Genomic DNA, 15,186 nt, shown 5'->3' with positions numbered 1-15,186 from the left:
TACGGCGGGGGCAACGTGCAGCTGGCGTATGAGTATGGCTACGGATTTGACGGCGGTCGTCGCTGGCGGAAGGACTATCTGAACGGGGTATGGACGCGGTATCCGTGCGGGGTGGCGTGCGGTGCTGGCGACTTGGTGGAGCAGCAGAAGCCGCTGGATGGTGGCAGATGGACGGTGAGTGCGCTGTATCTGCAGGGCATCTCGCTGGTGCGCCGAAACAACGAATGGCACCATTTTGACCCGTCAGGCACGGCGCAGGTGATTACGAACAGCAGTGCGCAGGTGGTGAGCAACAACCTGTATGACGTGTTCGGGGTGTTGCGCCATCCGCAGGGCAGTGCGCAGACGCCGTGGAGGTGGAGGACTACGAGACTATCGGCGGAGGGCTTTGTGATTTCGGGTGGTTTGGCGGCTCTACCGCGAACTGCGGTTTTCTCTTCAGGTTTTGCGTTCCCGCAGGTGGTTAAACCAGGAATTGGCATAGGCATCTCCATTGGTCCTGTTTTATGCATCCACCGGGCATATAGGGATGCCATGCGCGACAATTGCTTGGGCAACACTATCGTGACAGATGTCGGCGCAGTGCGTCATTGTTACATATGCTGCCGCATTGTACGCTGCACCTTGGGGCTTGGTCCGAATTTGGCGTATTGGCTGCAGGTGCTTTGGGAATTGAGCCAAGGTGAGGGATGGGGTTCGTTCGTGAATTGGGATACCCAGACCTGTGTGCTGGGTATTGGCATCGGATACCTGTTCTGGCAGTCGTGCTACACTGGCTGTATAGAGCCCTTCCGATACCGGCGAAGCAGTGTGAGACCCTTTGTTACGCCGGCGGTGGGTCCTGGGTTCTAAAGCGAGGAAATGGGGGAGCGTGCGATGGAGACGAACGTGCAGAAGCGTCGTCTGGTTGTAGCTATGCTTCTGGTGGCAGCCGGAAGACTTGCTGTCTGGTTGCTGATGACGGCAGTTACCGCCGTAGGATGCCTGTTGATTAGGTCGCCAACGGTCGACCTCCTTTTGCGAATACATGTGGGCATGACCCGGGCGGAAGTACTAGCTGCATTAGGGGAGCCGAAGGCGATTTATCCACCGGAAAGGTTCGACGATGCTTATAACGGGTGGTATCCGAAGCCGCGCGTTCGAGCGGATAGACCCGTGTGGGTATATGAGGTGTTTCATTCGATCCGTATCATTGTCTATTGAGACGATGCGGGAAGAGTGAAGTACTTTGACGTGGTGTACACCTGATTTGGACAACTGCCATAGGGCGATGCCTCACACCGCCTGCGCTTCCAGAGCGACCCGGAACTGCTGCTGATACAGGTTCGCGTAGATTCCTCCATAGGCGAGCAGCTGTTCGTGCGTGCCCACCTCTTTGATTTCGCCCCTCTCCATCACCACAATCTTGTTCGCCTTCACGATGGTGGAGAGCCGGTGCGCGATGACGAAGCTGGTGCGTCCCTGCATCAGTCTCTCTAACGCTTCCTGAATGAGCGCCTCGGTTTCGGAGTCGAGTGCGCTGGTGGCTTCGTCCAGAATCAGGATGCGCGGGTTACTCAGGATAGCGCGGGCGATGGCGACCCGCTGTTTCTCGCCCCCGGATAGTTTCACGCCCTCTTCGCCGATGCGGGTCTCGTAGCCGTTGGGCAATGCTTCGATGACGTGATGGATGTTGGCGGCGCGGGCGGCTTCATAGACCTCCTCGTCGGTGGCGTCGAGCCGTCCGTAGCGGATGTTCTCCATGATGGTGGTGTTAAACAGGATGGTCTCCTGAATGACCACGCCGATTTGGCGTCGCAGGCTCTTCAGCTGCACCTCGCGGATGTCGATGCCGTCGATGCGGATGGCGCCAGCGGTCACGTCATAGTTGCGCTGCAGCAGGTTTACCATCGTGGTCTTGCCCGAACCTGACTGCCCGACCAGTGCCACCATCTCACCGGGCTCTACGGTGAGTTGAATACCCTTCAGCACGGGCTGCCCCGGCTCGTATTCAAACCACACGTTGTCGAACTCCACCTTCCCGGTGATGGGGGGCATCTCGATAGCATCGGGTTTGTCCACGATGGCGGGTTTGGTGTCCAGCGTGTAGAAAATGCGCTCCAGCGCGGCGTTGGTGCGGGCGATCATATCGTTCATCTGAATCAGGCGCAGGATGGGACCATACATGTAGCCGCCAATGTAAGAGATGAAGGCGATGAGTGAGCCGGGGGACATCTGCCCCGAAATCACCAGCCGTCCGCCATACCACAGCATCAACGCCGTGCCCAGCGCGCCGATGACCTCCGCAATCACCCACAGCAGCGTGCCGATGACCCCCTGCCGCACATTCAGCACGAGCAGCTCGCGCGTTTGTCCGAGAAACTGCCGCACCTCGTAGCGTTCCTTTGCGTAGGACTTGACCACCGCCACCCCAGCCAGCTTCTCCTGCAGGTCACCGAGCATGACATCACGCTCGTGACGGATCTGGCGGCTGCCCTCTTTCAATTTGTTGACGAAGGCGAGGTAGTTCAGGATATAGATGGGGAACACCGACAGGGCAATCAGCGTCAGAAGCCAGCTCTTGTAGAAGGCAATACCCAGTACGGCGACGAGTGTTACCACATCCGAAATCATCGTAATGAAGCCGCCCGTGAGCAGCTGGTTAATCGTGGCAACATCGTTGATGACGTTGGACATCAGCTTGCCCGTCTGGTGTTTCTCGAAAAAGCCGATGGACAGCGACTGCATATGGCCGTATAACTTTCGGCGAATATCATACATAAATCGCTGCCCAAGATAGGTAATCGTGACGGCAAGCGCGTAGCCGACCAGTCCGGATGCGGCGGAAATACCCACGATGGCAAAGAAAACACCCCACAGCGGGAAGGGTTCCCGCTTAATCAGGTGGTCGGTGATGTACTGGATGATAAGGGGCATGGGCAATCCCAGCCCCGCGCTGAGGAAGGTCAGCACCGCTGCCAGAATCATGGTGCGCCGGTAAGGACGCAGCTCTTGTAGAAATCGGATGAGATTCTTCATGGCGGAATGAGGTCAGCGAGATTGTCACAACTCCTCTGCGGCTGCGAGCGGGAGAGCGAATTTTGCTGTACCTCCCCACTCTTCGACAGCCAAGCCGAAAGCACACAGTTTCCCGTTTGCACTCTTGCGACGGTTTCTGTCATCGGTTTACGACCCCTCTCCCTGAAGGAGAGTTACCTTATTGTACCACTATTCCGCGCTCGATACAATTCGTTCAGGAACCCGCTTCTTCCCTGTAGATACGGTATTTGTTATCCGAAAATGATAGTCGGACAGGGTGGTGGCAAGGGCAGGGAAGTGGTATAATACTCATGAAAGATGCTTCCTTCCCTGCGTCAAGATGCCGCAAGCGAGTCCCACTTTTGCTATGTGAATTATCCGGTAGTTTTCGGGAATAATCCTGATGAACCGCTAAGGCATTACCGCATTTTGCGCAAGGGAGGAACGACCTTGAAGAGGTACATATCGCGTGAGAGCTGGATCATCGCTGCCATTTGCGTGGCGGATCTGGTCTCGACGTTAATATTTGTGCACTATCACGGAGCCAGGGAAGGCAATCCCCTGATGGATTTCTACCTGCAGAAAGGCGTCTTGCCCTTCATTCTGGCGAAGTGTACGATGTTCCTGCTGCCCATCGCGATTATCGAGTGGGCACGCCGTCACAATCCTGATTTCGTAAGACGGATAGCGAGGTTTGCCATCTTTGCATATATCGGACTTTACTTGGTGGTCGTGGCAAAGGAGAACATCCTGCGCCCTGCGCCACCTCAACCGGTTCCTCCGGCGGTGTGGAGTTTCTACGGTCCGGAATACATGTATCGTATGAATGGCGCCGCGCCGCCAGCGTTCGCGCCGAAGGGTTCGCGCCTGGTGGACGCAGAGGGGATGTGGCGTTAGCTCGATGACAGAGGCTGATAAAGAGCACAATGTATAGCACCGCCTCCGCGAACACGGAGGCGGTGCGCGCTTATTCCACCTCGAACTGCGAAATCTCTACCACCGTATCTCCCGTACTTCCCGACCATTTCCGCGCACAGAGCACGACTCCCCCCGCAGCCAGAGGGTTTTCATCCACGTACTGGATGAGCGGCTTGCCGTCCTGCCGTATCTCGATATTACTCCCGCGTACCCGAATGAGCAGGTCGTGCCATTCCAAATCGGGTGTGAAGGGGGCTGCAATCAGATTTTGGCGGTCGCCATCGTATGTTCTGCCGATGGGCACCCTGTGCAGCTGGGCGTCTCGACCGGTCAATAGCAAAGCATAACATGCCTGTTCGCCGTGGCGAAATCCCACCCAGAAGCCGTCGCGCCAGTCAGAACCTCGCGAGATGAGGCGATAGCGTATCTTCACCGTGTAGTCTTTCCACGTACTATCACCTGTGCGCGCTCCGCGTGGTAGCCAGCCATCCTCGATACAGTTCCTGCCCTCGTACACCCCGTCCCGTGTCTTCCATATACCGGAGCTTACCGAAAAAGTGGGTGAGCCATCGCTGCCGGGGCGATAAAGGGAGAAGTCCACCCTTTTGGGGGAACCGCCGAACAGGATGACCCCGAAACGTTCCGGGCGGTGAAAGGTATCCGTCGGGGACCACGCCTGAAACTCCGCGGTGGCGTCGGTGCTGTCTTTCGGGCGTTCGATGCGGTAGAACTGCGCACGCCATGCGTCTCCCACGTATACCTGTTCGTCTTCAGTAAGCACCTCCGTCAGCGGTATTGCCAGTTCCGCTGTCCATCCGGTATCGCGGTCGTTGCGGTCGTTCACTGTACCATTGATGGATGTTGCCCAGCGTAGCCCCCTTGCATTCCACCGGGCGTTTTGCTCCACGTCGCCCGGATTGCCGTCTTTTGCCTCGGGGGTGTTCAGGTCGATCAATGCACCCAGCGGGTTCAGGTCTATCTCTTTGTAGTTCTGCCCCTTGCCCGACGGGTCCAGATACGCCTCCACCGCCTCACCTTCCCAAACGTAAGCATCCCGCTGCGTGTACACGGACCATATGTCCGGGTCTTCACACTCGAACCCCACATAGAGAAACTGTTTATCCCACAGCAATCGAGCAGTGGTGCGTACAGTGGGCGTAAGCGCGATAAGCGCAGGGGCGTTGGCAGGGTTGAATCGCCATTGGAGTTCCACCTGTGCCGCGTTCTGCCACGCCGCATCGTCCAGCTTACCGTCGATAATCGGAGGGGCAGATGCCAGCGGGACCACCATCTGCTTTGGAGGGGGTGGCGTAATGGTGGCAAGGTAGCTCAGCACATCAGAAAGGATGTTGACCGCCCATTCGGGGTCGGCTATCAGGCGATGCCAGATGTAGAGGATTCTGGCTCCGCGAAATTCACCGCCTTTGAACTCCACCAGCGCGATGCCCTCGCCATACTCTTTGCCCGTGCTGTCCTTGAGGGTAAGAACAGGCGTATACTGTGCTTCCTGTTCGTTCCAGATGTTGACCATCGGTCGCCAGCGCAGGTCGCCGTCGGTGGGAAAGGGAATCTCTTCCGGCAGGCTGGTTACAATCTGCTGTTTCGGATTGCGCACGAAGCGCAAAGAGACACCCTGCGGCGGTTGCTCCCAGCCGCGTACCTCCTTGCCCTGTATCATGTCCTCGCGCCCTTCCGCGCCGCTGCCGCTGATGGGCATCCCGATTTTGGGAGCAAAAACCACCGGCGTGCCCCGTTCGTTATAGTAAAACGGGAAGGGCTGGGTGGGCGAGACCAGCAGGGTGCCACCGTTCCGCAGGTAGTTGAGCATTGCACGATCGCCGTCCTGCGGTTCGCGCACGGTCTGATAGTACATCTCGCCAGCCAGGTAGAGGGCTAGCGGGAAGCGTGCCGGGTTGAAGACACTGGGTGTCACGAGCTCAAAAATGGAGAGCGGACGCAACAGGTCCAGCGCGCCGGTGCGATTGATCGCCCGATACAAAGGATGACCCTGTGGCGACGCGCCCGGAGCAGGTAGTACAGCGACGCTACCCAGCGGCTTCAGTTTGTCCACGACCTGTTGCCACCGCCTGAGTATCTGCTGTTGCTGGCGGTATTGTTCGCGTTGCTGCTGCAACGACGCCAGCGTGGGGCGCAGCTGCTCTTCGGGAAGGTTGCTGAGGGTGAGCGCAAACAGGGAACCGTTTTGTGGGGTAACCATCCGCAGCTCCCCCTTGAGAGGCTGCGCCACCATCCACAGTCGCCACTGCAACACGGGGGGCCAGCCCTGGATCGCTGGAACGCCGCTCTCCAGAGACACCGTTTCGGAGGTTCCGTCGGCATAGGTTAGCCGGAGCTGCGATTGCGGCTCGCCGGAGATGAGGGCGAAGAGCATGGTGGCTTTGTGGGCGAGACGCACCGGCTGCCGGACAGCGGCTTTGCCCGCGTTGAGAGCAGGCTCCAGCAGCTCAAAGGGCACGCCCCACAGCGTGCGCGTGCCACCGAAAAAGCCCGCCATACTGCGGTTGTCATCCCAGTTCAGGTTGAGGACCACATCTGCCTGATCGAGCAGCGCAATCGGCTCGAAGCCGGGCGTCTGCACGTTTTCCTGTGCCACGCGCGGCTTGATAATGTTTAAGTTTACCGCAGGATTCTGGTCAGAAACCTCGCCGACCTGAATCTGGTCTCCCTCCCTGACGCCGCGTACCAGCAGAGTGTCGTCGCGTCCGGCGAACCGTTCTACTGCGGCCTCTGCGCCGTTGATGAAGACCTTTTTGTCGCGCAAGCTGATGAGAGGAAAGGTCAGCACCACGTCGTATCGCCCATCGGCATCAGCCGTGGGAGGCTTGCCCTTGAGGCGCAGAACGAAGTTGCCGTTTTTCGCAGGGCGATACTCGGCGATGTCGGTGTGTGTGCCCTGAATGTTGAAAGCCATCGCCGCTTTCTCACCGCACACCACCCGAACCTGCGTGCCGGCAATGGGGTAGATGAGCTTTTCGAGACCGCCCCACAAACCGCCATAGGTGCTGCGTGTGCCGGGCGGCTGCTCGGCGCCGTCGTAGAGCCCATAGCGTTCGGCAAAGGCGTTGCCGTAGTCGGCGACCGAAGGGTACATCTCGTCGCGGAAGAGGAGAGGAAACCGCTCGATCATGCCGCGCAGGTAATGCCCCAGCACGGGGTCTCCGGTATGCACGTAAGTCAAGAGCACGCCGACCGCCGTTTCCCAGATTTCATTGGCGCAGGCGGCGCCCAGCCAGGGCAGCCCTGAATTGGGCTCCATGAAAAAGGAGGCGTCGATATCGTCTTCCGGGTTGTTGTCCGAAGCGAAGATGGGCAGACAGCGGTAGACGAGGCTGTGCGCAAGCTTCAAGGCAAGGTTTGCCAGCGGCTGGCGCTGCGGGTCGTCGCGGAAGGTGAAATGATACTTCAGCAGGAAGCTGGCGATGGGCGCGGCGTCCCAGGCAAACATCGCAGCGGGTACGTCAGGATAGCAGTTGCGGGTATACAGGATATACTTGCTCCACCGCACCACGCCATCGATGATGGGTAGCCACTCCGCGAGACGCTCGTTGCGATAGGCATCCAGAAAGGCAAGTGCGATGAGCCAGTTGTTCACGTTATGCAGGGTGGGCACGTTTTTGCCGAACTGCGGTCGCCAGTCGCCTTCCAGCGGTTTGCGCCATGCCACGCATTCTTCACCGTTCACCGTAAAGCGTTGAGCCAGTTTCGCCAGTTGCGCGAGGTCTTCCCGCAGCCCTGCAATCGCTTGCTGGTTCTTCTGCGCGTACACGTAGTCAATAGGGCTATCCCAGTTCACCCCATAGCTCTCCAGATTGCCGTCCAGCGAGAAGGGGTCGTTTTGAGTGCGGTACAGCAGCCGACCGAGCGCTGGCGTGGGGAAGCGTTCCAGCCGGTAATCTCTTGGCAGCCATAGCAGGTCGTTCATGGTGGGGGCAGAGGTAAGTCGCTGGCGGTACGTGCTCCACATATACTCGTTCACAAAACGGTTAGGGTCGTCCTCATACCATAGGGAGGTATGGTATAGAATACGAAAGCGGGAGGCGAACAGGTCACCGTCTTGCGGGTAGCGAAGCTGATTATAGGGCTTGCCATAGGGCAGGGTGAGGCAGAAGAACTGCTTCGCCTGCGTCGACTGCCAGCAGTAAGTGCTGCCCAGATTGCGCTCGCTGTGGTCGCTGAGGCGGGCATCGAAGAACTCATAGGCGATGTATTTGCCTTCATCCGGCTTCCACAAGCCCACAACGGGCATCGGATATGCGCCAATGGCGGGGGCGTACATCCAGTCGGGCGACCAGGCAGAGACAATCGTGGCGCTGGATGTGCCGAACGCGCCGTGCATCACGTGATCGTCAATGATCGGTGTGGGGATCACCCAGCCGCGCTGGTGGAAGATGGGCGCGCCGGGCATCGAGCAGGCGAACAGGTGAAGAGGCTGTTTGCCGTGCGTGGCTTCCCACACAACCGCCGAGAAGCGTTTGACAGGGATGCGGAACGCGACCTGTGGATACGGATTGCCCTGTGTGAAAGATACGCTGACCACCGCATCGTCACCGATTTCCCAGGAGCCGTCGGTACGGAAGCCGGAGAAGAGCAGCTGGTTCTCGCGAGTCAACACGCGGGTGGCATACAACGCGCCGTGTGCATGGAACAGCACGTCCGCCAGCATCCGCTCGCCTTCCTGCAAACGAAAGCCGATGGTGCGGTTGCCCTCCTGCAGGGGGATACAACGCAACGCGCCACTGGATATCGGCATCTGCGCACGTGGTGCGATGGTAGTTAACAGCAACAGTATCATCGCAAAACCGATGCTAACAGCAACTCTCTGCATGGAATCTACCTCCTCAACGCAACCTTGCGAAGCGCTTGGCGAAGCGGCTGGTGACAGCGTACAGTGCTGACTTCTCTCACAAGGATGCGGAATCCTACCAGACGCAGGTGTTCTCCACTGAGAAGCAAAACGAATAGCACTGGACGGTTTTTGTCCAGTTTGCTATGATACTACTAACAAAGAGAGGAGGGATAGGATGGGACAGGCGGCTGCAGAGCAGATAGAAATCGTTTCGGAAGAGCGGGGCGCCAAACGGGTGGTATTGTCAATGAATGGTGAACAAGCCAGTGAGTGCTGGATTATCCCCTTCTACATCCGCGTCGGCGCTGCAGTGCTGCGCATGGACGGTATCGGCGGAGTGGCGACCAAACCGGAACACCGCATGAAGGGCTATGCGCGACGGGTGATGCAGGCGGCGGTGGAACACATGTCACAGGGTGACGCCTGCATCACCATGCTGTACGGCATTCCTGATTTCTACCATCGCTTTGGCTACGTCACGGCGGGACCGGAATATCTGGTCTTTCTCTGGAACCTGCAAAAGGACATTCCCCTGCCGGTGGGGTGGAGTTATCGCGAATTCACCCCGCAAGACCTGCCCACCGTACAAAGGATTTACGAGCACCAAACCGCGCAGGCAACCGGCACAGCAGTGCGCTCGCCCGATGGGCGCGTATGGCAGCAGCTGCTGAAGGTGCCGGGTAGCTACCCCAATGACGAGTGCTGGGTGGCGGTTGACCCGCAGGGTGCAGTCAAGGGCTACGCGTGGCGGGCACGATGGTGCTGGTCGGTGCGGGACATTCTGGAGCGCGAATACGACAGCAGTCTGGTTTTCGGGGAGGTGCTTGCGGAGTGTCCCGCTGCGGCAGACACTCTGCTGGTACTGTGCCGTCGCCGGGCGCAGGAGGAGGACAAGCGGGAGGCTTTGCTGGCAGTACCGCCGGATAGCGTGGTGGCACGTGCGGCTCGGTATCAGGATGCGCGCTTCGAGCAGGTGCATCAGGCAAACGGAGGGTCGATGGTGCGGGTTCTGGATGTACAACGGCTGGCGCGTTCGATGGAACCTGAGTGGTCGCGACTGGTTCAGCCCGCGAACTGGACGGGGCGGATATGGCTAACCCTCCGCACCGAGCTGGGAGCGGCGACGTTGCGGATTGCGCCGGGCGAGGTGCGCGTGACCGATGAGGCCGGCGAGCCGCACGCGGTGATAGACCTGCCGCAGGGCACGCTGGCAAGGCTCGTGTGCGGATTGGCACCTGCGGAGGACCTTTGCGCCCGCCTGCCCACACCACAGCCAGATAATGTCAATCAGCTGCTACGGGTGCTGTTCCCGATGCGTTTTCAGCACATGTATCTGCCAGACAGGTACTAAATGGGCAAGAAAGACGCAAAACACGTCCCCTTTTGAGGTGTTGGTTCGATAGAATCAATGAACAACATTTCAGGGAGGTGTGTGACGATGCGAGAACACGTGTTCGCGTTTCTGGTGGCGCTGGTGGTGTGGATGGCAATTAGCCTTGTAAACGCTACCGTTGCGGTACGAGAGGCACGCGCTCAGACCGGAGGGGTTTCTCTGAGGTGTGAGCATGTGTTTGTCCCTGAGGGGAATGCTGAGAAGCGATGTCTTCCTCCCAGCTGCGGTGGCAACTGCCGCGGGCGCGGGGTGTTGCAGGGGCAGTGTATCAATGCTCCCGCCCCACCGAACACGATATGCGTGGAGTTCACGAATTTGTATAGCCCGGTTTACTATATATACGGTAGCGGATGCGTGTACTACCAAGGTATGTGCTTCTGCACGGATGAATGGCAACTCGGGGAACAGACGGGCGAAACCAGAATTGTGCCCGACTGCCGACAGGCAGATGGCGGCTCAGGAGGTGATTCCTAAAATGTGGAAGGGTTTCGCATTGGCTGCAGTGCTTGTATTCGCTTTGAGCCACGTTGTTGCACAGCAGTCAGAAACACTGAAAGAGATACAAAAGCGATTGCTTGCACGCGAAGCGGCTCTACAAGCGTTGTGGACGGATTGGGAAGTGTCGGAAGGCAGCAGAAGACGGACGATTACCGTAACACCATTTGACAAGGCGTACTGGCTCAGGATTGGTCCTCAGGCGGATACGCCGGAGCAGGAAGCGGTACTGCTCTCAGAACAACCGTTTGCCTACATTTGGCGGTTTTCGTCGGGGGGGCCGAATATCGTGCAAAACCTGACCTGGGTACATGGTTCTAAACTCCTGCCTATGGTGTGGGGGGTCAACCTTCTCCGCTATTACGGCAGCAATGCGAAGGACGTGAAGGTGGAAACCGCAGGTCAATACGTGCGAATATCCGGGCAACTAGGTGAACACTTCCCTCGTCCGGTTCTCAGCCTGCCAGTGCAAGCGACTTTGGTGCTATTGCTTGACCCGACACGCGACTATGCGCCTGCGGAGGCCCATTTGTACTTCAACACACCTGACCAAGTGCTGGAGAGTGCGAAGGTTTTGGAATGGGTTGCACATCAAGGCACTTGGCTTCCAGCGCTGGTAGATTTTGATTTTACTCGCAGGGGGAAGGGGGTCATGCGTGTTCGTCTCGCCTCTGCTCGGCAATATACAGGCACCTCTCCAAAATGGTTTTCCATTCCTATGCCAGTCAGCGATTGGCGTTTGGGGATAACCGAGCACGAGGTGGTAACTTATGAATTCGAAGGGCAGCTGCCTTCTCCGGAGGAGCTATCTCGCCTGCGCAAGCAACAAAAGGGAGAGAACGCCTCGCCTGCTCGGTCTAAAACTAATGAGCAAGGGGCGAGCAACCTCATATTACCTTTCTTACTTATCACCACAGGCGCGTTTTGGTACTGGCGGGTGAGGCAGGGAGAACGAAAAACCTGACGAGAGGTGTGCTGCACTGCGGAAAGGAGAGACTGGGTGCAGGAGCCGAATGTGAAGCAGTTTCGACAGCAGGCAGAGGAGTACTTTCGCAAACGCTGCGCTCCCCAGGAGGTAGACGACCTCGTGCAGGATACGTTGTATCGCCTGCTGGTGGCAGAGGCGAAGGGACTAAAGTTGACCCCTGAACTGGTGAGCCATCTCTGCCATGCGGTGTGGGTGGATTATCTACGCCAGCAGATGCGACGCGCGGAGAGGGAAGGCGCACTGGAAGAAGGGGACCGTTGCCTCTCTTGGGAGGCGCAAGTGATAGTGTCCATCGATTTAAGCCAGTGTCTGGGCAGGTTGACCGCTTCCGAGCGGCAGCTGGTGCAGTGGCACTGGGTGGAGGGCGAGACCTGCGCCGTGATTGGCGGGCGGCTGGGCATCGGTGAAGAGGCGGTGAAGAAACGGTTGCAACGGGTGAAGCAGAAGCTGCGCGCGCTGTTAGCCGACTACGGGGGGGGGTACGTAGATGCGACCTCGTCGGTGGATACCTCTGGTGCTGATATGGGTGGGAATACTTCTTCTGGTACAGGGTAGCGTATCGCAGTGGTCAGGAGGCACTGGGGTGCTGGTGCTGGGGCAGCGCCGGGATTTGGGGGTTCTCAAAGCAGGGCAGCGGGTGCAGGTCGGGGTGACGGTGTTGAACCTGTCGGGTGTGCCGTTAGAGATAGAGGCGTTGCCGGGTTGCGGTTGCACCCTGCTGAGCGAAGTGCGCAGCGGGACAGGCGTTTTGGGTTGGAAGCGGTTGAGCATCGCGGTGGACACGTCGGGTGTGCGTGCAGGCAGTTACGGTCGGCTGGTTTGGTTGCGCCTGCGTCGTGGGCAACGGGTGTGGGACGAGGATGTGCTGTTGCGGTTCAGTGTGGCGAAAGAAGGAAACACGAAATGATGTGTCCCCTTCTGGGATGTTGGTTCGATAGAGTCAATGAGTAACCTTTAAGGGAGGTGTGTGACGATGCGACAGCATGTGTTCGCGTTTCTGGTAGCACTGGCGGTGTGGTGCAGCCTGAACTTGGTAGGAATATCTCCGGCACAGCAGCTCAGCGATGAAATTTGTATCCGACCTGCGGCTTCAACACCAGCTCCCAGTGCCCGAACCATCGTGACGGACGACGCTCGGTGTGTGCAATCAACCGAGTGCGAGGCCTGGTATTTGTTTAGCTGTAGTGGTCACCTGCCGGATTGCAACGGTGGGTGCTGGATAATAGGTCCCTTCACCTGTTCGGCGTGTGTGGCTGCAGTTGGTGAAACCTGTGTTCAGGATCAGGTAGTAGTACCGGCACCGTTGAGGCGATATCCGTGCGCGTCCAATAACGGATACGATTGTAACACGTGCGACCGAAGAAGCTGGACGTATTGGGGCACTGTTAATGTGACCACCTTCCGTTGTCGTTAGACAAAGGGGGCATGCTACAATGGGTAGACACTGGGCTCTGTTAGCCGGATTGCTCTTGTTCCTCACTCGGACGGGCGCTGCCGACCCGGTAAAGCAGCTGTGCCAGCAACGCGATGCTTGGTGTGCCCGCAAGACATTTGTATGGCAGGCTACAGCCGACAACTCGTTACAAATCAGTAAACAGGAGCGCGCAATGCTGGAAACGCGGGCGATGTCCGGAGGTATACAGATAGCATCCCGAACATGGGTTCACGGACGACTCACCATTATGCGCCAGCCGGGGTTGACCTATGTTGAAAGCGTTCAAGATCTCTGCAGTCACCCCTGGCTCAATGGGCGATTCGGATACTGGTTGGGAAGAGAATTTGCTGTCATTGCCCCAGCGAACACACCCAACGTTTACTCACCGCCGAGCGCGCTCGTGCTGCCTGTTCCCGGAGACGCGCTCTATTGGGATATTGACCAGGCTTTTGGTGATGCATTTGCTCCAGGAATGCACCCTGCATTTCTTGCCGGCACAGACCCCCTCCGCACATTCTCGCCGTTCAGGGTGTTTAAGTGGCGCAGCGCAGCGTGGGTCCCGGCTGGAACAATGGGAGCGTTGGCGGTATACCGGTTGTCCGGAGTTCATACCTTGCACGCAGAAATCGCCCTGGACGGAACAAGGCAGTATGCCCCAGTTTACTTTCGGGCGCAGGAGCAAGCCTATCGGACAGAATACCGGGTTCAGGAATGGAAGCGGTATGATGGTTGGTGGATGCCAGCCCGGATAGTGTGTCAGACGGGCGACGGCTCAACGACATCAACCGTTGTTTACGTTCTCACGCAGATTCGGGACAGTCCCGCAGATATGCATATTATCCTGCCTTCCGGTACACCGGTCAAAGATTTGCGCCATATCCCTCCAGAGACCATTGCCGCAACCGGTTTATTGTTCATACAGCAGCCAGCCTACACATATTCATGGGCAGGTTCCTTGCCGCAGAAGGAAGCCGTGCCGGCTGTTGGCACCAAAAGCGGTCCGGCTTTCATCATTCTGGATGCTCTGGATCAGCCCACACAAGCGCAGACGAGTTTATCTGTGTGGTGGCTTGTTGTTCCTCTCCTGCTCATCGCCGTCGGTGCGTTTTGGTACTGGCGGGTGAGGCAGGGAGAACGAAAAACCTGACGAGAGGTGTGCTGCAGCTGCGGAAAGGAGAGACTGGGTGCAGGAGCCGCATGTGAAGCAGTTTCGACAGCAGGCTGAGCAGTACTTCCGCAAGCGTGTTGCACCGCAGGAGGTAGACGACCTCGTGCAGGATATGCTGTATCGCCTGCTGGTGGCAGAGGCGAGGAACCTGAAGATAACCGCGCAACTGGTGAGCCATCTCTGCCATGCGGTGTGGGTGGACTACCTGCGCCAGCAGATGCGGCGTGCGGAGAGGGAATGTGCACTGGGCGAGGATTGCGGGTGCCTTTCGTGGGAGGCGCAGGTGATACTGTCCGTCGACGCAGGTAAATGTCTTGAGGGATTAACCGCTTCCGAGCGGCAGCTGGTGCAGTGGCACTGGGTGGAGGGCGAGACCTGCGCGGTGATTGGCGAGCGGCTGGGCATCGGTGAAGAGGCGGTGAAGAAACGGTTGCAGCGGGTGAAGCAGAAGCTGTGCGCGCGGTTAGCCGACTACGGGGGGGGGTACGTAGATGCGACCTCGTCGGTGGATACCTCTGGTGCTGATATGGACAGGAGTACTTCTTCTGGCACAGGGTAGCGTGTCGCAGTGGTCAGGAGGCACTGGGGTGCTGGTGCTGGGGCAACGTCGCGATTTGGGGGTTTTGGCGGCGGGTCAGCAGGTGCAGGTGGGGGTGACGGTGTTGAACCTGTCGGGTGTGCCGTTAGAGATAGAGGCGATGCCGAGTTGTGGTTGCACAGTGCTGAGCGAGGTGCGCAGTGGGATAGGCGTTTTGGGCTGGAAGCGTTTGGGTATTGCAGTGGACACGTCGGGTATGGGTGCAGGCAGTTACGGTCGGCTGGTTCGTTTGCGCCTGCGTCGTGGGCAACGGGTGTGGGACGAGGATGTGCTGTTGCGGTTCAGTGTGGCGAAAGAAGGAAACAC

The 15,186-nt window shown here is 58.3% G+C and carries 13 protein-coding genes; 11 read left to right on the top strand and 2 right to left on the bottom strand.

Annotation, left to right across the window (positions count from 1 at the left end):
• The coding region (locus K6U75_16720) for a hypothetical protein (GenBank protein MCL6476676.1) at positions 1-852 on the top strand (852 nt) is incomplete at its 5' end.
• A gap of 24 nt (positions 853-876) precedes the next feature.
• Positions 877-1,203 carry an outer membrane protein assembly factor BamE gene (locus tag K6U75_16715; protein MCL6476675.1) on the top strand — a complete coding sequence of 109 codons (327 nt, stop codon included), beginning with the start codon at positions 877-879 and terminating at the stop codon, positions 1,201-1,203.
• Between the two features lie 72 nt (positions 1,204-1,275).
• Here the strand turns inward: K6U75_16715 and K6U75_16710 are convergent, their stop codons facing one another.
• The gene (locus K6U75_16710) at positions 1,276-3,018 is read right to left on the bottom strand and encodes an ABC transporter ATP-binding protein/permease (protein MCL6476674.1); all 1,743 of its coding nucleotides are present in this window, start codon (positions 3,016-3,018) and stop codon (positions 1,276-1,278) included.
• Between the two features lie 450 nt (positions 3,019-3,468).
• On the opposite strand from K6U75_16710, the gene K6U75_16705 reads away from it, so the two are divergent.
• Complete coding sequence (locus K6U75_16705) at positions 3,469-3,915, top strand: DUF5658 family protein (GenBank protein ID MCL6476673.1); 447 nt, start codon at positions 3,469-3,471, stop codon at positions 3,913-3,915.
• A gap of 70 nt (positions 3,916-3,985) precedes the next feature.
• On the opposite strand, the gene K6U75_16700 is transcribed toward K6U75_16705, so the two are convergent.
• The gene (locus tag K6U75_16700; protein ID MCL6476672.1) at positions 3,986-8,782 is read right to left on the bottom strand and encodes a hypothetical protein; all 4,797 of its coding nucleotides are present in this window, start codon (positions 8,780-8,782) and stop codon (positions 3,986-3,988) included.
• A gap of 196 nt (positions 8,783-8,978) precedes the next feature.
• Between K6U75_16700 and K6U75_16695 the strand changes: the two genes are divergently transcribed.
• The 8 genes from K6U75_16695 to K6U75_16660 form a co-directional block, all read left to right on the top strand.
• Entirely contained in the window at positions 8,979-10,154 is a 1,176-nt protein-coding gene (locus K6U75_16695) for a GNAT family N-acetyltransferase (GenBank protein ID MCL6476671.1), read from the top strand.
• An 87-nt stretch (positions 10,155-10,241) separates the two neighbouring features.
• Entirely contained in the window at positions 10,242-10,670 is a 429-nt protein-coding gene (locus K6U75_16690; GenBank protein ID MCL6476670.1) for a hypothetical protein, read from the top strand.
• 1 nt (position 10,671) lies between these two features.
• Positions 10,672-11,655 carry a hypothetical protein gene (locus K6U75_16685; protein MCL6476669.1) on the top strand — a complete coding sequence of 328 codons (984 nt, stop codon included), beginning with the start codon at positions 10,672-10,674 and terminating at the stop codon, positions 11,653-11,655.
• A gap of 36 nt (positions 11,656-11,691) precedes the next feature.
• Positions 11,692-12,234 carry a sigma-70 family RNA polymerase sigma factor gene (locus tag K6U75_16680; protein MCL6476668.1) on the top strand — a complete coding sequence of 181 codons (543 nt, stop codon included), beginning with the start codon at positions 11,692-11,694 and terminating at the stop codon, positions 12,232-12,234.
• Positions 12,167-12,586, top strand: a complete 420-nt coding sequence (locus tag K6U75_16675; protein ID MCL6476667.1) for a hypothetical protein — start codon at positions 12,167-12,169, stop codon at positions 12,584-12,586. The genes K6U75_16680 and K6U75_16675 overlap by 68 nt, the downstream gene beginning before the upstream one ends.
• 775 nt (positions 12,587-13,361) lie before the next feature.
• Complete coding sequence (locus K6U75_16670) at positions 13,362-14,261, top strand: hypothetical protein (protein MCL6476666.1); 900 nt, start codon at positions 13,362-13,364, stop codon at positions 14,259-14,261.
• A gap of 37 nt (positions 14,262-14,298) precedes the next feature.
• Entirely contained in the window at positions 14,299-14,841 is a 543-nt protein-coding gene (locus tag K6U75_16665; GenBank protein ID MCL6476665.1) for a sigma-70 family RNA polymerase sigma factor, read from the top strand.
• Positions 14,774-15,186: hypothetical protein (locus K6U75_16660; protein ID MCL6476664.1), on the top strand; the 413-nt coding region annotated here is incomplete at its 3' end. The genes K6U75_16665 and K6U75_16660, both read left to right, overlap by 68 nt.

The organism is Bacillota bacterium (genome assembly GCA_023511455.1).
Lineage (GTDB): Bacteria > Armatimonadota > HRBIN16 > HRBIN16 > HRBIN16 > HRBIN16.
This window is presented reverse-complemented; position numbering and strand designations above follow the sequence as displayed.

Coding starts and splice junctions, on each gene's coding strand:
- K6U75_16715 (MCL6476675.1), top strand. CDS start 877: ATGGAGACGAACGTGCAGAAGCGTCGTCTGGTTGTAGCTATGCTTCTG.
- K6U75_16710 (MCL6476674.1), bottom strand. CDS start 3,018: ATGAAGAATCTCATCCGATTTCTACAAGAGCTGCGTCCTTACCGGCGC.
- K6U75_16700 (MCL6476672.1), bottom strand. CDS start 8,782: ATGCAGAGAGTTGCTGTTAGCATCGGTTTTGCGATGATACTGTTGCTG.
- K6U75_16695 (MCL6476671.1), top strand. CDS start 8,979: ATGGGACAGGCGGCTGCAGAGCAGATAGAAATCGTTTCGGAAGAGCGG.
- K6U75_16690 (MCL6476670.1), top strand. CDS start 10,242: ATGCGAGAACACGTGTTCGCGTTTCTGGTGGCGCTGGTGGTGTGGATG.
- K6U75_16685 (MCL6476669.1), top strand. CDS start 10,672: ATGTGGAAGGGTTTCGCATTGGCTGCAGTGCTTGTATTCGCTTTGAGC.
- K6U75_16675 (MCL6476667.1), top strand. CDS start 12,167: ATGCGACCTCGTCGGTGGATACCTCTGGTGCTGATATGGGTGGGAATA.
- K6U75_16670 (MCL6476666.1), top strand. CDS start 13,362: ATGCGCCAGCCGGGGTTGACCTATGTTGAAAGCGTTCAAGATCTCTGC.